Here is a 19767-nt window from a genome sequence, read left to right as displayed (position 1 = left end):
TCGATCTATGGCGTCCCTGACCAGGATGCTGCGGGGGTTTGCATGATGGCCGAGCGCCGCTCGGGGAACAGGCTTGCCGCGCTCGACGGGCTCCGGCTGTTCGCCGCGTTGATGGTGGTCTTCTACCACTACGTCGCGCTGGCGCGGCCCTGGGGCCACTCCACTGGGACGATCTTCCCCACCGCCCACAAGTTCGCCCAGTACGGGTGGCTCGGCGTGGAGGTCTTCTTCCTGATCAGCGGCTTCGTCATATGCATGAGCGTGTGGGGCCGTACCGCCGGAGAGTTCGCCGTCTCCCGCATATCCCGGCTCTTCCCCGCCTACTGGGTCGGCATCCTGCTCACCTCGCTGGTCATCAAGATGTGGCCGGAATTCACCTCCATACGCGGTTGGGACTCGGTGATCACCAACCTGACCATGCTGCAGAGCGGCAACGGCACCCCCGACGTCGACCCCGTCTACTGGACGCTCTTCGTCGAGCTCAAGTTCTATCTGCTGATGTCGGTCGTCGTGATCTGCGGCGTCACCTACCGCAACTGCCTGATCTTCTGCGGGATATGGACCGCGGCCGCCGCGCTCGCCCCGGTCATGGGTACCCCCCTGCTCACCGCGTTCGCGATGCCGCAGTACGCCCCGTTCTTCATCGCCGGCATCGCCTTCTACCTCATGCGCCGCTACCGGCCCAACGCCGTACTGTGGGCCATCGTGATCCTGCAGTTGCTGCTCGCCCAGCGGTACATCGATTACCGCATGGCCTCCAACCTGGGCAAGGCCGTCTCGGACACGCTGCCCACCTGGCCCGCCCGCTTGATCATCATCGCCGCGTTCGTGGTGGTCGGCGCCATCGCCCTCGGCGTTTTCGACAAGATCCAGTGGAAGTGGCTCACCACGGCAGGCGCGCTCACCTACCCGCTCTACCTCATCCACATGAACATCGGCATGACCCTCATCCACCACTACCAGGGCCGCATCCCCGCCCCCGCCCTGGTCGCGGCGATCACCGCGGTCATGCTCGCCACCGCATGGCTCATCCACCGCCTCATCGAACGCCCCCTCGGCATATGGCTCCGTAACGTCATGCGCCGCGGCATCGACGATGTACGCCAGCACGTAGCCCCACCCCGCCGACGCGCCCGCATTGCCTCCACCCAGCCCTCATCGCCAGCACACGAACGCGCGCCCTCACCCAGTCGCACCCATGAGCCGACGGCAGCGGGAGTGTCCTAGCTTGATCCTTAACGTGCGCGGCGGGGTGTGGGTTGGCTGAGTCGTGGCCCGCGGCGACCGCCTGCTGGAGGGGCAGGCGGCCGATCCCGCTGCTCGCCGCGCACATGGTGAGCTTCATGGATTCGCTCCCCGCGCGGCCGCCCGCTACCAGGTCGCGCCGGCGACCTGGCGGGTCGTGGCGTTGAGGCGGTTGAAGAGGTTGGTCACGGCGATCATGAGGACCAGCGCCGAGAGCCCCTTCTCATCGAAGTGGCGGGCCGCCTCGTCCCAGATCTCGTCCGGCACCGCGTCCGCACGGTCGGCGAGCCGGGTGGACGCCTCGGCCAGCGCGAGCGCGGCCCGCTCGTCGTCGCTGAAGTACGGCGCCTCCCGCCACGCCACGACCGTGGCCAGCTTGTCCTCGCTCACGCCGTGCTTGCGCGAGCTGGCGATCCCGCCGAAGACGCACGGGGCGCAGCCGTTGATCTGGCTGGCCCGCAAGTGCACCAGCTCCAGGGTGGACTCGGGCACCCCGCCCTCCTTGGTGGCCTTGATCAGGTCGAGGATGGCGGGCATGGCGCCGGGGAGGACCTGGGCGGGGTTCGTGATACGTGCCTGCATGGCAGTGGCTCCTGTGTTGTGTAGTGGGTGGTGCTTCGTTCGCGTTCACTGCCCTGACACGCGCCGGGGCGGGAGTGTGACAGCCCGCCCCGAAATTTTTTCGTCACTCACTCCCGCAGCGCGGGCACGCGCACGGCGGGTACCGCAAGGCCGAGTCGAGCGGCCCCGGGTCCAGCCCCGGCCGGGGCATGACGTACGGCTCCCACGTCCGCCCGCCGTCCCGTGACACCCGCAACGCGAGCGGCGGGCCCGCTACCACTGGCCCCCGTGCCGGACCGCCTTCTGCGTCAGCCATGCGCGTACCTGTCCTTCCTCCTGCGCAGAGGCGGTGCGCAGATCGCGCACGGCGATCGTCGCGACGAAGTAGACGAACCGGACCCGCCGCCATTCCCCGTCGGCGCCGATCACTTTGCCGGGCCCGTACACGTCGGTGCCCGTGTGGGCGACGTATGCCCCCACGTCGTGCGCTCCCATGCCACTGCCTCTCACGCTGTGTGCTGTTCCGCTTACAGGGTGCGGTTACGTTCCGTACGCTGAACAGTGCACACAGCGTGACAACCAAAGCCGCACGCAAGGGAGTTGGGCATGGCGATCGAGGACAACCCCGTATCCCGTACGAAGTACGGCGAGGAACTCAGGACCAAACGGGAGGCGGCCGGGCTCACCCAGGAGGAGCTGAGCCAGCGTGCGGTGATGTCGCGCACGCACATCGCCCACATCGAGGCGGGGCGGCGCAGGCCGGACGTGGACGACGCCCGTCGCCTCGATCAGGTGCTGGGGACTGGCGGGTTCTTTGTCCGCTTCCTGCCCACGCTGGACGGTAGGAAGGTGGCTGAACACTTCAAGGAGGCGCTGGAGTTCGAGAAGCAGGCGACGCACATTCATCAGTACGCACCCAAGTTGGTACCGGGCTTTCTGCAGACGGAAGCGTACGCGCGCGAGGTGCTCGGCTCGGGCTATCCACCCAAGAGCGACGAGGAACGTGACCGGCTCCTTGGGGCACGGCTGGAACGTGCGCGGATTCTCCATGACTTCGACAAGCCCGTGGTGTGGACGATGCTCGACGAGGCGGTGTTGCGGCGCCCCATCGGCGGCCCGCTCGTGATGTGCGAACAGCTTCGGCACTTGCTGACGTTGGGTGAAAGCCGTCGCATCCGATTCCACGTGCTCCCGTACGAGGCAGGCGCGCACGCCGTGTTGGAGGGGCACGTCTCGCTGCTGTGGTTCAGCGACCTCCCGCCCATCGCGTACGTGGAAGGCCTGAAGAACGGCAGGGTCTGGGAACTTCCGTCCGTGGTGCGGCAGTGTCAGGAAGTCTACGATCACGCTCTGGGTGACGCGTTGTCGCACCATAGGTCTCTGGCGCTGATGCGGTCCGTGGCGGAAGATTACGAGCATGAAGCGCAGTGAGAACATCGTGTCCGATGCCTCGGTTCTGACCGGTTGGCGGAAGTCCAGCTACAGCGGCGGCGACAGCGGCGAATGCCTCGAAGTCAGCGAGATGTACGCGTCGTGGCGGAAGTCCTCGTACAGCGGGGCGAGCGAGGGCAGTTGCCTCGAAGTCAACGACGCATGCGCGACCTGGCGAAAGTCCACATACAGCGGCGGCACCAGTGGCGAGTGCCTGGAGTTCAGCGACAGCTGCTCGGCCTGCATACCCGTGCGGGACAGCAAGAACCCCACCGGTCCCGCCGTCGTGTTCGGTCCAGGCGCCTGGACGTCGTTCGTTGGGGCGGTCAAGGGTGGGGTGCTCGGTCGCTGAGGCGGTCGGGGGCGTCCCAGGCCTCCCGGAGTGCCTGAACTGCCGCCGTGATCGCGGGGCGGCGGGCCGCGCCGGTGCGCCACAACGCGTACAGGCGTCGGGTCGGAACGGGCTCCAGGCGTAGCGCCGCCACGCCCTCGGGGAGCGGGCCCCGGCCCAGGCGCGGGACCAGCGCGATGCCGAGTCCGGCCGCGACCAGGGCGAGTTGGGTGTGGTACTCGGCGGCCTGGTGACGCAGTTCGGGTTCGTGGCCGTCGGCTCGCAGCGTGCGTACCAGCCAGTCGTGGCAGACCGAGCCGGGCGGCTGGCAGATCCACGGCTCGTGGGCGAGATCGGCGCGGCGGACGGTGCGGCGGGCTGCCAGGGGGTGGCCCGCCGGGACCAGGATGTCGCAGTGGTCGTCGCCGATGGCCGCGTGCTTGACGCCCTCGGGGGCGGGCAGCGGGGCGATGTCCCAGTCGTGGGCGACGGCCAGATCGATGACGCCCTTGGCCACCAGGTCGACCGAGACGTGCGGGTCGACCTCCGACAACTGGGTGTGCAGAGACGGGTGTTCGCGGGCGAGGGCGGCGAGCGCGGCCGGGAGCAGGCCCCGGGCCGCCGTCGCGAACGCGCCGATCGTCAGGCGCCCGGTGGGCCGCCCGCGCCGCTCTTCGAGCGTCGTCTCCGTACGCTCCACGATCGACAGCAACTCCCGTGCCGCAGAGGCGAGATGGAGTGCGTCCTCGGTGAGCGCTATGCCCCGGCCGCGGCGTTCCAGGAGGGTCGTACGGGTCTCCCGCTCCAGTTTGGTGATCTGCTGGGAGATCGCGGACGGGGTGTAGCCGAGCGCGGCGGCGGCCGCCGCGACCGAGCCGTGGACGGAGACCGCGTGCAGCGCACGCAGCCGGGCCAGATCGAGCACGGGGACCTCCTTGGATCAGATGATGAAGCGGTTGGATTAAGCAGTGCTTCATCCCATCATCAATGAATCCGCGCTGGTGCTGAATGGTCGTGGGCGGTGATCCTCGACGCATGCGTCCCGTACACATCGCGCTCGCCGTGCTCGTCACCGCCGTCTGGGGGGTCAACTTCGTCGTCATCGATGTCGGTCTCGGCCACTTCCCGCCGCTGCTCTTCTCCGCCCTGCGCTTCCTGGTCGCGGCGCTGCCCGCGGTGTTCTTCGTGGGGCGGCCCAAGGTCGGCTGGAAGCCGATCGTGTCGGTCGGCCTGGTGCTCGGGGTCGCCAAGTTCGGGCTGCTGTTCATCGGGATGAGCCAGGGGATGCCGGCCGGGCTCTCCTCGCTGGTGCTCCAGGTGCAGGCCGTGTTCACCGCCGTGTTCGCCATGGCCGTACTGGGTGAACGACTGGGCAGGATAAGGCTGTTGGGGATGGTGGTGGCGCTCGCGGGGATCGTCGTCGCGGGGGTTGACGAGGGTGCGAGCGGGCCGCTACTCGGGTTCTCGCTGACCGTGGGCGCCGCTGCCTGCTGGGGCGTGTCCAACATCCTGACCCGCCGGGCCGCCCCGCCCGACGCGCTCAACTTCATGGTGTGGGTGTCCGTCGTCCCCGTACTCCCGCTGCTCGCGCTCTCCCTCCTCTTCGAGGGCCCGGCGCGCGACGCGGAGGCGCTGTCCGGGTTCGACTGGAGCGGGGCGGGGGCGCTGGTGTACGTCGCGTGGATCAGCACGATCTTCGGTTTCGGGGCCTGGGGGCTGCTGCTGCGCCGCTACCCGGCGTCGTCGGTCGCGCCGTTCAGCCTGCTCGTCCCGGTGTTCGGGATGTCGTCGGCCGCGCTGCTCCTGGGCGAGTCGGTGACGCCGCTGCGGTGGTGCGCGGCGGCGCTCCTGGTGGGCGGGGTCGCCCTCACCTCCCTCAGGTCAGCTGCTCCACGTACTCCCGCCCCGCCGCGAGAAGCCCCGGCAGCGGGACCGCCCCGGGATACCAGCGCTTCTCGTACTCCCAGCACACCCAGCCGTCCGGCGGCAGCAGGGACAGGCACGCACTGAGCGGCAGGACGCCCGCGCCGAGCGGCAGCGGGGTGGTGTCCTCGGCGGACGCGATGTCCTTGACCTGTACGTAGCCGAGGTGCGGGGCGAGGGCGGCGAAGGACTCTTCGGGCGTCTCGCCGCCGAGCCAGGTGTGCATGACGTCCCAGAGGGCGCCGATGCCCGGTGCGGCCACGCGGTTGAGGAGGGCGGCGGCTGCGGCGCCGGTGCGGTGCGAATCGTGGGTTTCGAGGAGGATGCGTACGTTGTTGTCCTCCGCCAACTTCGCTGCTTCGGTCAGTTGGTGTACGGCTCTGTTCTCGGCGGCGGGGGTGCCGTCGGCGCCGGGGAAGACCCGGACGAAGCGGGCGCCCAAGTCGTGTGCGAGCCGCACGAGCTCGGCGAGTTCGCCGGGGTCCAGGGGCTGGGCGACCCTGGCGTACCCGGCGACGGCCAGGATCTCGATGCCCGCGGCCTCGAACTCCCTGACTGCGGCGGCCCGTTCGCGCATCCCGATGCCGGGGTGGACGGGTTCCTCCGGGTGGGCGCGGAGTTCTACGCCGTGGTAGCCGGTGGTGCTGGCCAGGCGGGCGACGTCGGGGATTGGCATGCGGGGGAGGCCGAGGGTGGAGAGGGCGAGCTGCAAGGTGATCCTTCCGGGGGTGGGGCTAAATCGCCAGGGCTGTGAAGCGGCGCAGCGTGTCCGTCAGCAACCCCACCCCGTCCCCCGCCCACAACTCCTCGTTGAACAGCTCGACCTCGATCGGCCCCGAATACCCCGTCGCCTCCACGACCGCGCACCACCCCCGGAGGTCGACCGAACCCTCCCCCAACTGGCCCCGCCCATTCAGCAGGCCCGCCGGCAACGGTGTAACCCAGTCCGCCAACTGGAAGGAGTGGATACGCCCACCCACCCCCGCCCGAGCCACCGCCGCCGCAGCCATGTCGTCCCACCACACGTGGTACGTATCCACCACCACCCCCACCTGCGCGGCAGGAAACCGCTCGGCCAGCGAGAGGGCCTGGTCCAGTGTGGACACCACACATCGATCCGCCGCGAACATGGGATGCAGCGGCTCGATCGCGAGCCGCACGCCCTGCTCGGCGGCATATGGCCCCAATGAGGCCAGCGCGTCGGTGATCCGCTCGCGCGCGCCCGCCAGGTCCTTCGAACCGGCCGGCAGCCCGCCCGACACCAGGACCAGCGTGTCCGTGCCCAGCGTCGCCGCCTCGTCGATCGCCGCCCGGTTGTCGGCGAGCGCGGCGGCCCGCCCGGCGGGGTCGAGGGCGGTGAGGAAGCCGCCCCGGCAGAGGGTGCTGACATCAAGTCCCGCTGCCCGCACCAGCTTTGCCGTCGCCTCCAGCCCGTACTCCGCCACCGGCTCGCGCCACAGCCCCACCCCCCGCACCCCGAGACGTACGCACGCCTCCACCAGTTCCGGCAGGGAGAGCTGCTTCACGGTCATCTGGTTGATACTGAAGCGGGAGAGGGCGTCGGCGGATGGCTTCGTCATTGCGCTACTCCGTACACGTTCAGCAGGGACTTCATGCGGGACTCGGCGAGCGCCGGGTCGGAGAACAGGCCGAGTCCGTCGGCGAGTTCGTACGCTCGCGCCAAGTGTGGCAGCGAGCGGGCCGACTGGAAGCCGCCGACCATGGTGAAGTGGGACTGGTGCCCGGCCAGCCAGGCCAGGAACACAACTCCCGTTTTGTAGAAGTGGGTTGGTGGTTGGAAGAGATGCCGGGACAGTTCGACCGTCGGGTCGAGGAGGCCCCGGAAGCCCTTCGCGTCGCCGGTGTCGAGGAGCCGTACCGCCTCCGCCGCCAGCGGGGCCAGCGGGTCGAAGATGCCCAACAGGGCGTGGCTGAAGCCCTGTTCGTCGCCCGCCATCAACTCCGGATAGCTGAAGTCGTCGCCGGTGTAGCACCGTACGCCGTCCGGGAGGCGCCGCCTGAGTTCCACTTCGCGGCGGGCGTCGAGAAGGGAAACCTTGATGCCGTCGACCTTGCCGGGGTGCGCGGCGATGACCTCCAGGAGGGTCTCCGTCGCCGTGTCGAGGTCGGCCGCACCCCAGTAGCCGTCGAGCGCCGGGTCGAACATCGGGCCCAGCCAGTGCAGGATCACCGGCCCGGAGGCCTGGCGGAGCAGGGTGCCGTAGACCGCGAGGTAGTCCTCGGGGCCGCGGGCCGCCGCCGCGAGGGCGCGCGACGCCATCAGGATCGGCTGCGCGCCGACGCCCTCGACCAGCGCGAGCTGCTCCTCGTACGCGGTTCTCACCTCGGCGAGGCCGCCGCCTGCCAGTTGATCCGTGCCCACTCCGCACGCGATCCGTCCGTCAACTGCCTTTGCCTCGGCGGCACTTCGGCGGATCAGTTCGGACGCTGCCGCCCAGTCGAGACCCATGCCGCGCTGGGCGGTGTCCATCGCCTCCGCGACCCCGAGCCCGTGCGACCACAGGTGGCGGCGGAAGGCGAGCGTCGACTCCCAGTCGACGGCGGCGGGGGAGTCCGGCGACACGTCCGGGTACGGGTCGGCGACCACGTGCGCGGCCGAGAAGACCGTACGGGAGAGCAAAGGTCCGCCCGGCGCGATGGAAAGCGGTGTCATGCGCGGCCGGTATGTCCTCGTGGTGCCGTCGGGGTGCGGCAGTCGCAGGGTCACAGCGAGACCTCCGGTACGTCGAGCCGGCGGCCCTCGGCGGCGGAGCGCAGTCCGAGCTCGGCGAGCTGGACGCCGCGCGCGCCCGCGAGCAGGTCCCAGTGGTACGGCTCGTCCAGTGCGACGTGCCGCAGGAACAGCTCCCACTGCGCCTTGAACCCGTTGTCGAACGTGTCGTTGTCGGGCACCTCCTGCCACTGCTCGCGGAAGGACTCCGTGGCCGGGAGGTCGGGGTTCCAGACCGGCTTCGGTGTTGAACTGCGGTGCTGGACACGGCAGTTGCGCAGGCCCGCGACCGCCGATCCCTCCGTCCCGTCCACCTGGAACTCGACAAGTTCCTCGCGGTTGACGCGTACTGCCCAGGAGGAGTTGATCTGCGCGACCGCGCCGCCCGCCAGCTGGAAGATCCCGTACGCGGCGTCGTCCGCCGTCGCCTCGTACGGCTTGCCGCGCTCGTCCCAGCGCTGCGGGACATGGGTGGCGGTGTGCGTGGTCACGGAGGTGACCCGGCCGAACAGCTCGCGCAGGACGTACTCCCAGTGCGGGAACATGTCCATGACGATGCCGCCGCCGTCCTCGGCGCGGTAGTTCCACGACGGTCGCTGCGCTGACTGCCAGTCGCCCTCGAAGACCCAGTAGCCGAACTCGCCCCGCACGGACAGGACGCGGCCGAAGAACCCGCCGTCGATCAGGCGCTTCAGCTTCAGCAGGCCCGGCAGGAACAGCTTGTCCTGGACGACGCCGTGCTTGATGCCGGCGGCGCGGGCGAGCCGGGCGAGTTCGCGGGCGCCGGACAGGCCGGTGGCGGTGGGTTTCTCGGTGTAGACGTGCTTTCCGGCCGCGATGGCCTTGGTGAGCGCCTCCTCGCGGGCGGAGGTCACCTGGGCGTCGAAGTAGATGTCGATGGCGGGGTCGGACAGCACCGCGTCGAGGTCGGTGCTCCACGCGGTCAGGCCGTGCCGCTCGGCCATCGCCCGCAGGGCGTGCTCGCGCCGGCCGACCAGGACCGGCTCGGGCCACAGCGCGGTGCCGTCCCCGAGATCGAGGCCGCCCTGCTCGCGGATGGCGAGGAGGGAGCGTACGAGGTGCTGGCGGTAACCCATGCGTCCGGTGACGCCGTTCATGGCGATCCGCACGGTCCTGAGTGCCGTCATGTGATCCCTCCGGGGCTGCGCTGATGCGGGTGGCATGATGGGGAGAACGGATAGCAAGCGCTTTCTACAGGGCAGGACGCTAGCCTGCGCACAGCGCCTCGGACAAGAGGCTGAAAGCGGGAACGGCCCGAGCGGCTCGGAGGCAGAGATGACAGCGACCCTGGCGGATGTGGCGGCCCGGGCCCGGGTGTCCCCGGCGACCGTCTCGCGGGTCCTCAACGGCAACTATCCGGTCGCCGCGGCCACCCGCGAGCGGGTGCTGCGCGCGGTCGACGAGCTGGACTACGTCCTGAACGGGCCCGCGAGTTCGCTCGCCGCGGCCACCTCCGACCTGGTCGGCATCCTCGTCAACGACATCGCCGACCCCTTCTTCGGCATCATGGCGGGCGCGGCCCAGTCCGCGATCGGCGAGGAGCGCGGCGCCCGCGAGAAGCTCTCCGTCATCTGCAACACCGGCGGCTCACCGGAACGCGAACTCACCTATCTGACCCTGCTCCAGCGCCAGCGCGCGGCCGCCGTCATCCTGACCGGCGGCGCCCTGGAGGACCCCGATCACGCGGCGGCCGTCGGCGCGAAACTCGCCCGGCTCGCCGACGCGGGCACCCGGATCGTGCTGTGCGGACGGCCGCCGCTGCCCGGCGACAGCGTCACCGCGACGCTCGCCTTCGACAACCGGGGCGGCAGCAGGCGCCTGGCGCAGCACCTCATCGGCCTCGGCCACCGGCGGATCGGTTACGTGGCCGGGCCCCCCGAGCGCACCACGACCCGGCACCGCCTGGAGGGACACCGGTCCGCCCTGGAGGCCGCCGGGCTCCGCCTCGACCACCTCACGGTGCACAGCTCGTACGACCGCCGCTCCGGCTACGACGCGGCCCTTGAACTCCTGCGCCGGGACCCGGAGTTGACGGCCGTGGTCGCCGCCAACGACACGGTCGCGCTCGGCGCCTGCGCGGCGCTGCGGGACCGCGGGCTCGGCATCCCCGAGGACGTCTCGGTGGCCGGTTTCGTGGACCTGCCGTTCAGCGCGGACGCGGTGCCCGCGCTCACGACCGTACGGCTGCCGCTGTACGAGGCGGGCGCCCGGGCCGGCCGCCTCGCCCTCGGCCTGGAAGCGGCGCCTCCGGGCGGAATCGCCACGGTGCACGGGGAGTTGATGGTCCGGGGGTCCACGGGGCGCCTCGGGGGTGAGCGTGCCCCCTAGCGCGGGCTCTGGTTTGCCGCGACCTCGGCTCCTCGTGCGGGCCCTGGGCCAGCGACTGGGCGCGGTGCGCTCGGTGGACTCGACGTCGCCGCCGAAGGCGAGGGTGATGGTGCCGGGGGGAAGCTCCGGTGTGGGCCCGGCCGTGATGTCCGGGGCGGCCGCCGGGCCGGCGGTGGGTGTACCTGCCTGTGGCGGTCAGCTCTCCAACTCGTCGGCCCGTACGGGGTGTTGGTGAGGTTGAGTCAGGGGGATGTGGCTCAGGAGCAGGCGACGAGGTCGCAGTCGAACTTCACTGCCAGCGCGGAAGGGGTTCCGTCCGGCTTACTCCACGCCGTGCCCCTTCCGGTTCCGGGATCGGCCGCCACGGCGGCGATTTCTCTCGTGCTGCACTGGGCGTCCTGGAAGAGGTGAGCCTTCTGGTTGGTCGCGTTGGTGACCCTGATGACCTGATAGGGGAATTTGATGCACCTGCCCGAGGGCGGGTTGTTCATCTCTCCCGTATGGCCGGCCGCGTTCTCGAAAATGAAGCGGCCGTTCGCCGCGTATGCCGGGGCTACGCCCGCCGTGGTGGTGAGCAACGCCGCTACAGGCAGCGCGAGCAGGATGCTCATGCGGTGTTTCACTTGGTCCTTCCTCCTCGCCTTCACTCGGTCCTCCTTCCTCGCCGTGCTCATGTGTGGGTGATCTCGATCTGGGTGTGGCAGCTCGGGCTGGGGTTGATGTTTCCGGTGTGGAGGACCTCGCGGTTGCCGATGAAGGCGCTGGCTGCGAACTGCCGGACGTCCGAGCAGGGGCCGAGGTCGAAGCTCGCTGTGGCTCCTGACACCACGTGGCGCTGGGTCTGCAGCCGGATGACCGGGTCGCTGAAGCGCGCGACGGCGAGGTCGACCTCGTCCAGACCGAAGCCGGAGTGGTTGACGACATCAACCCGGTAGTTCGGTTCGGCTGCCTGGCGGACGGCCGAAGCCGGCGAGGCGGGTGCGACCGCCGCGGCGAGTGCGAGTGAGGCGGCGCAGAGCGCCATGACCGCGCGCCTCATCGGACTTTCCTGTGCGTTTCGAATGCTGCCGTGTTCCGGATGGTGACGATGTCGTCGCAGCCGACCGGATCGGCGTCGACGTCGCCGGTGGTGAACTTGCGCTCGCCGCCCACGAGGCCGCTGACCGCGTACTGCTTGACGTCGGAGCACGGTCCGAGGTCGAAGATGATCACGCTGGAGGCCGGCACGTTGAACTGGTGGAGGATCTGGGTGACGGGTGTGCTGTTGCGAGTGAAAGCCAGAGCGACCTCGTCGAAAGCCTGGGTGGAGAAGTTGTCCACCTCGACTTGGTAGTTCTTCTCCTGGCGCATGATCGCGCGCGGAGCCGATGCTGATGCCGTCCTCGTCTCAGCCGCATGCCCGGAAGCCGGAGCCGCGGCCAAGGCCGCGAGGCAGGCCGCTGTCACGGCCACGGCGCGGTCGAAGAACGAACGTCGCATGTCTTCCCCCCTGGAAGAGCCAGCGGAGGCCAGCTCACCCGGCCCCTACGCTGAGTAATCAAAGTATCGCTCGTCGTAGCAGCCCGGATAGCGCCCGATCGGGTGAATAGTCCGACATTCGACGCCCGGGCCGCGCGACGGGCGGCGGCGGGTGGAGGAAAGGCCGGGATTCCGGAAAAATAACTGCCCGCAGTCGTGCAACCCTTCCGGGGTGACGGAGGTCTAGGTGTCGTCAGTGCTTCAGGGGAGGGATCCGGGGGGATCGGGGAGCGCTGACGGGGAGGGAAATCAGCGGGGCCCGGTCGACGGACCGGGCCCCGCTTGAGTTCCCCCGCACGCGCCCCCGGGCCCTCGCCGGAGCTCCCCCGCCGCGTCCGCCCCCCCCGGCCTGTGCCCCCAGCCCCGACTGCCCTTGTCCGGCCCCGGGTTGTCAGACCGGGGAGGTAGCGTCGGGGCATGTCCAATCTGGCGGGTGCGGCGGTTCTGGAGGGGGTCCTTGAGCGGATCACGTACGCCAATGAGGAGAGCGGCTACACCGTCGCGCGCGTTGATACCGGCCGGGGCGGCGGCGACCTCCTGACGGTCGTCGGCTCGCTGCTCGGCGCGCAGCCGGGCGAGTCGCTGCGGATGGAGGGCCGCTGGGGGTCGCACCCCCAGTACGGCAAGCAGTTCACGGTGGAGAACTACACGACCGTCCTGCCCGCCACCATCCAGGGCATCCGCCGCTACCTCGGCTCCGGCCTCATCAAGGGCATCGGCCCGCGCATCGCCGACCGGATCACCGAGCACTTCGGCGTGGACACCCTCGACATCATCGAGAAGGAGCCGAAGCGGCTGGTCGAGGTGCCGGGGCTCGGGCCGAAGCGTACGAAGCTGATCGGCGCCGCCTGGGAGGAGCAGAAGGCCATCAAGGAAGTGATGGTCTTCCTGCAGGGAGTCGGCGTCTCCACGTCCATCGCGGTGCGCATCTACAAGAAGTACGGGGACGCGTCGATCTCCGTCGTGAAGAACCAGCCCTACCGGCTCGCCGCCGACGTCTGGGGCATCGGCTTCCTCACCGCCGACCGCATCGCCCAGGCCGTCGGCATCCCGCACGACAGCCCGGAGCGGGTCAAGGCGGGCCTGCAGTACGCGCTGTCCCAGTCCACCGACCAGGGCCACTGCTTCCTCCCCGAGGAACGCCTGATCGCCGATTCGGTGAAGCTGCTCCAGGTCGACACCGGCCTGGTCATCGAGTGCCTGGCCGAGCTGATCGCCGAGGAGGGCGCCGTACGGGAACGGGTGCCGGGGCCCGACGGCGGCGAGGTCGTCAACGCCGTCTACCTCGTGCCGTTCCACCGCGCCGAGCTGTCGCTGGCCGGTCAGGTCGGGCGGCTGCTGCGGACCGGTGAGGACCGGATGCCGGGGTTCGGCGACGTCGACTGGGACAAGGCGCTCGGCTGGCTCGCCGGGCGGACCGGCGCCGAGCTCGCGCCCGAGCAGCAGGACGCCGTCAAGCTCGCTCTGACCAGCAAGGTCGCCGTGCTCACCGGCGGCCCCGGCTGCGGCAAGTCCTTCACCGTCCGCTCGGTCGTGGAGCTGGCCCGCGCCAAGAAGGCCAAGGTGGTGCTCGCCGCGCCGACCGGCCGGGCCGCCAAACGCCTGGCCGAGCTGACCGGCGCCGAGGCCTCCACCGTGCACCGCCTGCTCGAACTGAAACCGGGCGGCGACGCGGCGTACGACAAGGACCGGCCGTTGGACGCCGATCTGGTCGTCGTGGACGAGGCGTCCATGCTCGATCTGCTGCTCGCCAACAAGCTGGTCAAGGCCGTCGCGCCGGGCGCGCACCTCCTGATGGTGGGCGATGTCGACCAGTTGCCGTCGGTCGGCGCGGGGGAGGTGCTGCGCGACCTGCTCGCCGAGGGCGGCCCCGTCCCGAACGTACGGCTGACCCGGATCTTCCGGCAGGCCCAGCAGTCCGGCGTGGTCACCAACGCCCACCGCATCAACTCCGGTTCCCAGCCGCTGACTTCGGGACTCGACGACTTCTTCCTCTTCGTGGAGGAGGAGACGGAGGACGCGGGGCGGCTCACCGTCGACGTGGCCGCCCGCCGTATCCCGGCGAAGTTCGGGCTCGACCCGCGCCGCGACATCCAGGTGCTCGCCCCGATGCACCGGGGTCCGGCCGGCGCCGGCACCCTCAACGGCCTTCTCCAGCAGGCGATTACGCCCGCCCGGCCCGATCTGCCGGAGAAGCGGTTCGGCGGCCGGGTGTTCCGCGTCGGCGACAAGGTCACCCAGATTCGCAACAATTACGAGAAGGGCAAGAACGGCGTCTTCAACGGCACCGTCGGCGTGGTCACCTCGCTCAGCCTGGACGACCAGCGGCTGACGGTGCTGACCGACGAGGACGAGGAGGTGCCGTACGAATTCGACGAGCTGGACGAGCTGGCGCACGCCTACGCGGTGACGATCCACCGCTCCCAGGGCAGCGAGTACCCGGCGGTGGTCATTCCCGTCACCACCGGCGCCTGGATGATGCTCCAGCGGAATCTGCTCTACACGGCGGTCACCCGGGCCAAGAAGCTCGTCGTCCTGGTGGGGTCCCGCAAGGCGATCGGCCAGGCAGTGCGTACCGTTTCCGCAGGCAGACGCTTTACCGCACTCGCTCACCGGCTGGCAGGGGGCGCTTTGGTGTGAAAGATCACCCAGGACTTTCGGAACTGGGGCGAACGGGGCAGGATGAGCAGGTTGACGGCACTGAGTGCCGTGAATAAGCCCAATGGGCGACCCCGAGTGCACTCTGCTGAGCCAAATGGGGGATGGTAGAGACAGTCAGGGCACCTCGAAGAAGAGGCACTACGTCGGTGAGGGATGACGTGAGCGAGAACGCGAACAACGCTGTAGTACTGCGGTTCGGCGATGGCGAGTACACCTACCCGGTGATCGACAGCACCGTCGGCGACAAGGGCTTCGACATCGGGAAGCTCCGAGCCCAGACCGGGCTGGTCACCCTCGACAGCGGATACGGCAACACCGCCGCCTATAAATCCGCCATCACCTACCTGGACGGGGAGCAGGGCATCCTGCGGTACCGCGGGTATCCGATCGAGCAGCTCGCGGAGCGCTCCACCTTCGTGGAGGTCGCGTACCTGCTGATCAACGGCGAGCTGCCGACCGTCGACCAGCTCTCCAGCTTCAAGAGCGAGATCACCCAGCACACGCTGCTGCACGAGGACGTCAAGCGGTTCTTCGACGGCTTCCCGCGCGACGCCCACCCGATGGCGATGCTGTCCTCGGTGGTCTCCGCGCTGTCCACGTTCTACCAGGACAGCCACAACCCGTTCGACGAGAAGCAGCGCAACCTCTCCACGATCCGGCTGCTCGCCAAGCTGCCGACGATCGCGGCGTACGCATACAAGAAGTCGATCGGCCACCCCTTCGTCTACCCGCGCAACGACCTCGGCTACGTCGAGAACTTCCTGCGCATGACGTTCTCCGTGCCGGCCCAGGAGTACGAGCTGGACCCGGTCGTCGTCTCGGCGCTGGACAAGCTGCTCATCCTGCACGCGGACCACGAGCAGAACTGTTCGACCTCCACGGTCCGCCTGGTCGGCTCGTCGCAGGCCAACATGTTCGCGTCCATCTCCGCCGGTATCAGCGCGCTCTGGGGCCCCCTGCACGGCGGCGCCAACCAGTCCGTCCTGGAGATGCTGGAAGGCATCCAGGCCAACGGCGGCGACGTGGACTCCTTCATCCGCAAGGTGAAGAACAAGGAGGACGGCGTCCGCCTGATGGGCTTCGGCCACCGGGTGTACAAGTCCTTCGACCCGCGCGCGAAGATCATCAAGGCTGCGGCGCACGATGTCCTCTCGGCGCTCGGCAAGTCCGACGAGCTGCTCGACATCGCGCTGAAGCTCGAAGAGCACGCGCTGAGCGACGAGTACTTCGTCTCGCGCAACCTGTACCCGAACGTGGACTTCTACACGGGGCTGATCTACCGCGCGATGGGCTTCCCGACCGAGATGTTCACGGTCCTGTTCGCGCTCGGCCGCCTTCCGGGCTGGATCGCCCAGTGGCACGAGATGATCAAGGAGCCCGGCTCCCGCATCGGCCGCCCGCGTCAGATCTACACGGGCGAAGTGCTGCGCGACTTCGTGCCGGTCGAGGGTCGCTGAACTTCCGGGTGCTGCCCGGCAGTTCACGGGCAGTAGTGCGGAGTCAGTAGTTCAAGAAGTCGGAAAGCGCCCCGCTGCCGATCCCCCCACGGGTCGGCAGTCGGGGCGCTTCCCTGTTTCCCGGTGCGGATTCCCCCCACGGGATCCGAGCCGGGGGTCTAGGCGGTCTGCCGGGGTACGTACCAGTCGGGTGGGCCGCTCAAAGCTCCCCGATGTACGTGCCCCGGCCAACGCGCTGCCTGGAACGTCCCCCAAGACATTCCATGGACGTCCCCCAAGACATCCGTGGCATCGCCCACTTAGACTCCCGACCCCTCCCGATGGTTACCTCAAAACCTCTGTGATCTAGATCTCTTTGTGGAGGTCAGGTGAAGGAACGCAACCGTAGGCTGTTGGTTACCACGAACACCGATGAGAACGCCATAGCCGCGCCCGCGATCATCGGGTTCAGCAGCCCCGCGGCGGCCAGTGGAACCGCGGCCACGTTGTAGCCGAATGCCCAGAAAAGGTTGCCCTTGATGGTGGCCAGGGTCCGCCGGGACAGCCGGATCGCGTCCGCCGCGACCCGCAGATCACCCCGTACGAGTGTGAGGTCGCCCGCCTCGATCGCGGCGTCCGTACCCGTGCCCATGGCCAGGCCCAGATCGGCGGTGGCGAGGGCGGCCGCGTCGTTGACGCCGTCCCCGACCATGGCGACCGTACGGCCCTGCTCCTGAAGGCGTTTGACCACGGCGGCCTTGTCCTCGGGGAGCACCTCCGCGTACACATCGGCCGCCGCGATGCCGACCTCCGCGGCCACCGATTCGGCGACCGCCCGGTGGTCGCCGGTGAGCAGGACCGGGGCGAGGCCAAGCGCCCGCAGCCGGGCGACGGCCTCCGCGCTGGTCGCCTTCACGGTGTCCGACACCGTGAGGACGCCCCGGGCCGCCCCGTCCCACGCGACGACGACGGCCGTACGCCCCTGGGTCTCGGCGGCGCTCTTGGCCGCGGCGAGTTCGGGCGGCAGTTCCAGGGTGGTGTCCCGGCCCACGTACACCCGGTGGTCCTCCACGACGCCCTCGACGCCCCGGCCGGGCAGTGAGCGGAAGTCCTCGGCGACGGGCAGGACGCCGGCCCGGTCCTCGGCGCCGGCGGCGATCGCGCGGGCGACGGGGTGCTCGGAGGAGTGCTCCAGCGCGCCGGCCAGGCGCAGGAGTTGCTTCTCGTCGGTGCCCTCGGCCGGGTGGACCCCGTACAGGCTCATGCGGCCGGTGGTGACCGTCCCCGTCTTGTCGAGGACGACGGTGTCGACGCGGCGGGTGGACTCCAGCACCTCCGGGCCCTTGATCAGGATGCCGAGCTGGGCGCCGCGTCCGGTGCCGACCACGAGGGCGGTGGGGGTGGCCAGGCCCAGCGCGCACGGGCAGGCGATGATCAGGACGGCGACGGCCGCGGTGAAGGCGGCGGTGGTGTCGCCGGTGGCCAGGAGCCAGGCCGCCAGGGTGGCCAGCGCGATCAGGAGCACCACCGGCACGAACACGGCCGCGATGCGGTCGGCGAGGCGCTGGACCTCGGCCTTGCCGTTCTGGGCGTCCTCCACCAGGCGGGCCATCCGGGCGAGTTGGGTGTCCGCGCCGACCCGGGTCGCCGCCACGACCAGGCGGCCGCCGGCGTTCACCGTCGCGCCGGTGACCGGGTCGCCCACGGTCACGTCCACCGGCACCGACTCGCCGGTCAGCATCGACGCGTCGACGGCCGAGGCCCCCGCCACGACGATGCCGTCCGTGGCCACCTTCTCGCCGGGCCGTACGACGAAGCGGTCGCCGGTACGCAACTGGCTTACCGGGATGCGTACTTCAGCCCCGCCGCGCTGGACGGCCACGTCCTTGGCGCCCAGTTCCATCAGCGCGCGCAGGGCGGCGCCGGACTTCCGCTTGGCGCGGGCCTCCAGATAGCGGCCGAGCAGGATGAACGTGACGACGCCCGCGGCGACTTCGAGGTAGATGCTGCCGCTGCCGCCGGTGCGGCTCGCGGTGAACTCGAAGCCGTGCCGCATGCCGGGCATCCCGGCGGTCCCGAAGAACAGCGCCCACAGGGACCAGCCGAACGCGGCGAGGGTGCCGGTGGACACGAGGGTGTCCATCGTGGCGGCGCCGTGCCGCAGATTGGTCCACGTCGCCCGGTGGAAGGGGAGGCCGCCCCAGACGACCACGGGGGCGGCCAGGGTGAGGGAGAGCCACTGCCAGTTGTCGAACTGGAGCGAGGGGATCATCGCCAGCGCGACGACGGGCGCGGAGAGGATGGCCGACACGATCAGCCGCCGTCTCAGGGCGGCCGACTGCATCGTGGTGCGGTCGTCCCCCGCCCCCGACTCCGTGGACACGGGGCTCCGCCCCGGACCCCGCTCCTCAAACTCCCCCAAGGCCTTAAGGGCCAGGGAGGGACCCCCATGAGGGGCTTGAATTTGCTGGGGCTCCGCCGTGTACCCCGTCTTCACCACCGTCGCGACGAGGTCCGCCACCTCCACGCCCGTCGGGTAGGAGACGCGCGCCCGCTCCGTCGCGTAGTTGACCGTCGCGTCGACCCCCGGCATCCGGTTCAGCTTCTTTTCGATGCGTGCCGCGCACGACGCGCAGGTCATCCCGCCGATGGCGAGTTCGATCCGCTGAGCGGGGCCGGGGGGGTTCACGGTGGGCTCCGGGTGGGGGGTCAGGCCAGGCCGACCAGTTCGTAGCCGGCCTCGTCGACGGCGGCGCGTACCGCCTCCTCGTCGAGCGGGGCGGCCGAGACCACGGTGACCTCGCCGGTGGCGGCGACGGCCTTCACCGAGCTGACGCCCTCGATCTCGGAGATCTCCCCGGACACCGCGCCCTCGCAGTGGCCGCAGCTCATGCCGGAGACCTTGTAGACGGTGGTGAAGTCGGTCGCGGCGGGGGTCTCGGTCTCGGCGGTCATGGCGTTCTCCTCTTCACGGGCTTACGGGTCCATGGTGCATCAGGGTGCCGGAAGGGAACCGCGCGCCCTGAGAGTTCCACTGTATACCCCCAGGGGGTACTTGGCGACTCTCGGAGGCCGCGTGGCTCGCTTCGGCGCACTGATAACGACGGGCCGCCCGCTCAGTCCCCTCGGCGGCTGCGGTTGCCGGGGCGGCGGGCGACCCACGCGCGGATCGTGTCCGCGAACCAGAACGGCTTGCCGTTCTCGACGAGGTCCGGCGCGGGCAGCAGCCCGTGCTTGCGGTACGAGCGGACGGTGTCCGGCTGCACCCGGATGTGCGCGGCGATCTCTTTGTACGACCAGAGCCTTCGGTCGGTCATGGGGGCACCTCCCTGCGTGCGCCGCAGCGGCGGCCGGAAGGTCGTCGGGGGAGCTGTGGCGCGAACGCTTGGCGATCACTGAGCCTGTGCCCGCTCAACGACAGAGAGTGAGCCGAGGGGAGTGCCTGTTGACCACCTGTGACGCAAGACCCGTGTAATGGAGACATGTGTGACAGGAAGGGGAACCTTGTAACGGACGTGGCGAACAGGGTGGTTGGGGCAAATGGGTGCCCCCCCTCGGTCCGCCCCCTCGGTCCGCCCCCT

At 69.9% G+C, this 19767-nt stretch carries 19 protein-coding genes and 1 pseudogene; 7 read left to right on the top strand and 13 right to left on the bottom strand.

All coding sequences use genetic code 11. From position 1 onward, the window contains the following. Positions 1 to 42 precede the first annotated feature (42 nt). Entirely contained in the window at positions 43 to 1227 is a 1185-nt protein-coding gene (locus tag ACIBK6_RS02130; RefSeq protein WP_399047951.1) for an acyltransferase family protein, read from the top strand. A 144-nt stretch (positions 1228 to 1371) separates the two neighbouring features. Here ACIBK6_RS02130 and ACIBK6_RS02125 read toward each other — a convergent pair whose 3' ends face one another. Together ACIBK6_RS02125 and ACIBK6_RS02120 are read right to left on the bottom strand one after the other, a co-directional pair. Beyond that, positions 1372 to 1827 (bottom strand): carboxymuconolactone decarboxylase family protein, encoded by a 456-nt coding sequence (locus tag ACIBK6_RS02125; RefSeq protein WP_399047950.1) that lies wholly within the window; start codon positions 1825 to 1827, stop codon positions 1372 to 1374. 252 nt (positions 1828 to 2079) lie between these two features. Then, positions 2080 to 2301 (bottom strand): hypothetical protein, encoded by a 222-nt coding sequence (locus ACIBK6_RS02120; RefSeq protein ID WP_399047948.1) that lies wholly within the window; start codon positions 2299 to 2301, stop codon positions 2080 to 2082. A 111-nt stretch (positions 2302 to 2412) separates the two neighbouring features. Here ACIBK6_RS02120 and ACIBK6_RS02115 point away from each other — a divergent pair, with 111 nt between their 5' ends. Continuing rightward, complete coding sequence (locus ACIBK6_RS02115) at positions 2413 to 3237, top strand: Scr1 family TA system antitoxin-like transcriptional regulator (RefSeq protein WP_399047946.1); 825 nt, start codon at positions 2413 to 2415, stop codon at positions 3235 to 3237. Beyond that, complete coding sequence (locus tag ACIBK6_RS02110; RefSeq protein ID WP_399047945.1) at positions 3224 to 3589, top strand: DUF397 domain-containing protein; 366 nt, start codon at positions 3224 to 3226, stop codon at positions 3587 to 3589. The genes ACIBK6_RS02115 and ACIBK6_RS02110 overlap by 14 nt, the downstream gene beginning before the upstream one ends. On the opposite strand, the gene ACIBK6_RS02105 is transcribed toward ACIBK6_RS02110, so the two are convergent. After that, the gene (locus tag ACIBK6_RS02105) at positions 3564 to 4493 is read right to left on the bottom strand and encodes a LysR family transcriptional regulator (protein WP_399047943.1); all 930 of its coding nucleotides are present in this window, start codon (positions 4491 to 4493) and stop codon (positions 3564 to 3566) included. The two genes, ACIBK6_RS02110 and ACIBK6_RS02105, sit on opposite strands and share 26 nt — an antisense overlap. A 110-nt stretch (positions 4494 to 4603) precedes the next feature. On the opposite strand from ACIBK6_RS02105, the gene ACIBK6_RS02100 reads away from it, so the two are divergent. Next, positions 4604 to 5578: an EamA family transporter gene (locus ACIBK6_RS02100; RefSeq protein ID WP_399047941.1), complete on the top strand. Its 975-nt coding sequence runs from the start codon at positions 4604 to 4606 to the stop codon at positions 5576 to 5578. On the opposite strand, the pseudogene ACIBK6_RS02095 reads toward ACIBK6_RS02100, so the two are convergent. The 4 genes and pseudogenes from ACIBK6_RS02095 to ACIBK6_RS02080 form a co-directional block, all read right to left on the bottom strand. Continuing rightward, positions 5523 to 6167 (bottom strand): annotated as a pseudogene (locus tag ACIBK6_RS02095) (sugar phosphate isomerase/epimerase family protein); the annotation flags it as partial. The gene ACIBK6_RS02100 and the pseudogene ACIBK6_RS02095 overlap by 56 nt on opposite strands. A gap of 58 nt (positions 6168 to 6225) precedes the next feature. Then, on the bottom strand, positions 6226 to 7071 hold the full coding sequence (locus ACIBK6_RS02090; RefSeq protein ID WP_399047939.1) for a sugar phosphate isomerase/epimerase family protein: 846 nt from the start codon (positions 7069 to 7071) through the stop codon (positions 6226 to 6228). Beyond that, positions 7068 to 8219 carry a dihydrodipicolinate synthase family protein gene (locus tag ACIBK6_RS02085; RefSeq protein WP_399047937.1) on the bottom strand — a complete coding sequence of 384 codons (1152 nt, stop codon included), beginning with the start codon at positions 8217 to 8219 and terminating at the stop codon, positions 7068 to 7070. Before ACIBK6_RS02085 ends, ACIBK6_RS02090 begins: the two co-directional genes overlap by 4 nt. Further along, the gene (locus tag ACIBK6_RS02080) at positions 8216 to 9370 is read right to left on the bottom strand and encodes a Gfo/Idh/MocA family protein (RefSeq protein WP_399047935.1); all 1155 of its coding nucleotides are present in this window, start codon (positions 9368 to 9370) and stop codon (positions 8216 to 8218) included. The genes ACIBK6_RS02085 and ACIBK6_RS02080 overlap by 4 nt, the downstream gene beginning before the upstream one ends. 148 nt (positions 9371 to 9518) lie before the next feature. On the opposite strand from ACIBK6_RS02080, the gene ACIBK6_RS02075 reads away from it, so the two are divergent. Further along, complete coding sequence (locus tag ACIBK6_RS02075; RefSeq protein WP_399047934.1) at positions 9519 to 10571, top strand: LacI family DNA-binding transcriptional regulator; 1053 nt, start codon at positions 9519 to 9521, stop codon at positions 10569 to 10571. 257 nt (positions 10572 to 10828) lie between these two features. On the opposite strand, the gene ACIBK6_RS02070 is transcribed toward ACIBK6_RS02075, so the two are convergent. The 3 genes from ACIBK6_RS02070 to ACIBK6_RS02060 are packed head-to-tail and all read right to left on the bottom strand — an operon-like array spanning position 10829 to position 12023. Then, a complete protein-coding gene (locus ACIBK6_RS02070; protein WP_399047932.1) occupies positions 10829 to 11245 on the bottom strand; it encodes a hypothetical protein in 417 nt (138 codons plus the stop codon). After that, complete coding sequence (locus ACIBK6_RS02065) at positions 11242 to 11610, bottom strand: hypothetical protein (RefSeq protein WP_399047931.1); 369 nt, start codon at positions 11608 to 11610, stop codon at positions 11242 to 11244. Before ACIBK6_RS02065 ends, ACIBK6_RS02070 begins: the two co-directional genes overlap by 4 nt. Then, the gene (locus ACIBK6_RS02060) at positions 11607 to 12023 is read right to left on the bottom strand and encodes a hypothetical protein (protein ID WP_399047930.1); all 417 of its coding nucleotides are present in this window, start codon (positions 12021 to 12023) and stop codon (positions 11607 to 11609) included. Before ACIBK6_RS02060 ends, ACIBK6_RS02065 begins: the two co-directional genes overlap by 4 nt. 483 nt (positions 12024 to 12506) lie before the next feature. Between ACIBK6_RS02060 and ACIBK6_RS02055 the strand changes: the two genes are divergently transcribed. Together ACIBK6_RS02055 and ACIBK6_RS02050 are read left to right on the top strand one after the other, a co-directional pair. After that, positions 12507 to 14729, top strand: a complete 2223-nt coding sequence (locus tag ACIBK6_RS02055) for an ATP-dependent RecD-like DNA helicase (protein ID WP_399047928.1) — start codon at positions 12507 to 12509, stop codon at positions 14727 to 14729. 179 nt (positions 14730 to 14908) lie between these two features. Further along, the gene (locus ACIBK6_RS02050) at positions 14909 to 16207 is read left to right on the top strand and encodes a citrate synthase (protein WP_398872044.1); all 1299 of its coding nucleotides are present in this window, start codon (positions 14909 to 14911) and stop codon (positions 16205 to 16207) included. A 364-nt stretch (positions 16208 to 16571) separates the two neighbouring features. Here the strand turns inward: ACIBK6_RS02050 and ACIBK6_RS02045 are convergent, their stop codons facing one another. From ACIBK6_RS02045 to ACIBK6_RS02035, 3 genes are all read right to left on the bottom strand, one after another. After that, on the bottom strand, positions 16572 to 18827 hold the full coding sequence (locus tag ACIBK6_RS02045; RefSeq protein ID WP_399048452.1) for a heavy metal translocating P-type ATPase: 2256 nt from the start codon (positions 18825 to 18827) through the stop codon (positions 16572 to 16574). 68 nt (positions 18828 to 18895) lie between these two features. Continuing rightward, positions 18896 to 19141, bottom strand: a complete 246-nt coding sequence (locus tag ACIBK6_RS02040) for a heavy-metal-associated domain-containing protein (protein WP_399047926.1) — start codon at positions 19139 to 19141, stop codon at positions 18896 to 18898. Between the two features lie 161 nt (positions 19142 to 19302). Further along, the gene (locus ACIBK6_RS02035) at positions 19303 to 19503 is read right to left on the bottom strand and encodes a helix-turn-helix transcriptional regulator (RefSeq protein ID WP_399047924.1); all 201 of its coding nucleotides are present in this window, start codon (positions 19501 to 19503) and stop codon (positions 19303 to 19305) included. Positions 19504 to 19767 lie beyond the last annotated feature (264 nt).

The organism is Streptomyces sp. NPDC050485 (genome assembly GCF_044458185.1).
Taxonomy (GTDB): Bacteria; Actinomycetota; Actinomycetes; order Streptomycetales; family Streptomycetaceae; genus Streptomyces.
Note: the sequence above shows the minus strand (reverse complement) of the source record. Positions and strands in the feature narration are given on the sequence as shown.

Bases quoted from the DNA above. Each gene is read 5' to 3' on its own strand.
- ACIBK6_RS02130 (WP_399047951.1), top strand. From the start codon at position 43: ATGATGGCCGAGCGCCGCTCGGGGAACAGGCTTGCCGCGCTCGACGGG.
- ACIBK6_RS02125 (WP_399047950.1), bottom strand. From the start codon at position 1,827: ATGCAGGCACGTATCACGAACCCCGCCCAGGTCCTCCCCGGCGCCATG.
- ACIBK6_RS02120 (WP_399047948.1), bottom strand. From the start codon at position 2,301: ATGGGAGCGCACGACGTGGGGGCATACGTCGCCCACACGGGCACCGAC.
- ACIBK6_RS02115 (WP_399047946.1), top strand. From the start codon at position 2,413: ATGGCGATCGAGGACAACCCCGTATCCCGTACGAAGTACGGCGAGGAA.
- ACIBK6_RS02110 (WP_399047945.1), top strand. From the start codon at position 3,224: ATGAAGCGCAGTGAGAACATCGTGTCCGATGCCTCGGTTCTGACCGGT.
- ACIBK6_RS02100 (WP_399047941.1), top strand. From the start codon at position 4,604: ATGCGTCCCGTACACATCGCGCTCGCCGTGCTCGTCACCGCCGTCTGG.
- ACIBK6_RS02090 (WP_399047939.1), bottom strand. From the start codon at position 7,071: ATGACGAAGCCATCCGCCGACGCCCTCTCCCGCTTCAGTATCAACCAG.
- ACIBK6_RS02080 (WP_399047935.1), bottom strand. From the start codon at position 9,370: ATGACGGCACTCAGGACCGTGCGGATCGCCATGAACGGCGTCACCGGA.
- ACIBK6_RS02075 (WP_399047934.1), top strand. From the start codon at position 9,519: ATGACAGCGACCCTGGCGGATGTGGCGGCCCGGGCCCGGGTGTCCCCG.
- ACIBK6_RS02070 (WP_399047932.1), bottom strand. From the start codon at position 11,245: ATGAGCACGGCGAGGAAGGAGGACCGAGTGAAGGCGAGGAGGAAGGAC.
- ACIBK6_RS02065 (WP_399047931.1), bottom strand. From the start codon at position 11,610: ATGAGGCGCGCGGTCATGGCGCTCTGCGCCGCCTCACTCGCACTCGCC.
- ACIBK6_RS02055 (WP_399047928.1), top strand. From the start codon at position 12,507: ATGTCCAATCTGGCGGGTGCGGCGGTTCTGGAGGGGGTCCTTGAGCGG.
- ACIBK6_RS02045 (WP_399048452.1), bottom strand. From the start codon at position 18,827: ATGACCTGCGCGTCGTGCGCGGCACGCATCGAAAAGAAGCTGAACCGG.
- ACIBK6_RS02040 (WP_399047926.1), bottom strand. From the start codon at position 19,141: ATGACCGCCGAGACCGAGACCCCCGCCGCGACCGACTTCACCACCGTC.
- ACIBK6_RS02035 (WP_399047924.1), bottom strand. From the start codon at position 19,503: ATGACCGACCGAAGGCTCTGGTCGTACAAAGAGATCGCCGCGCACATC.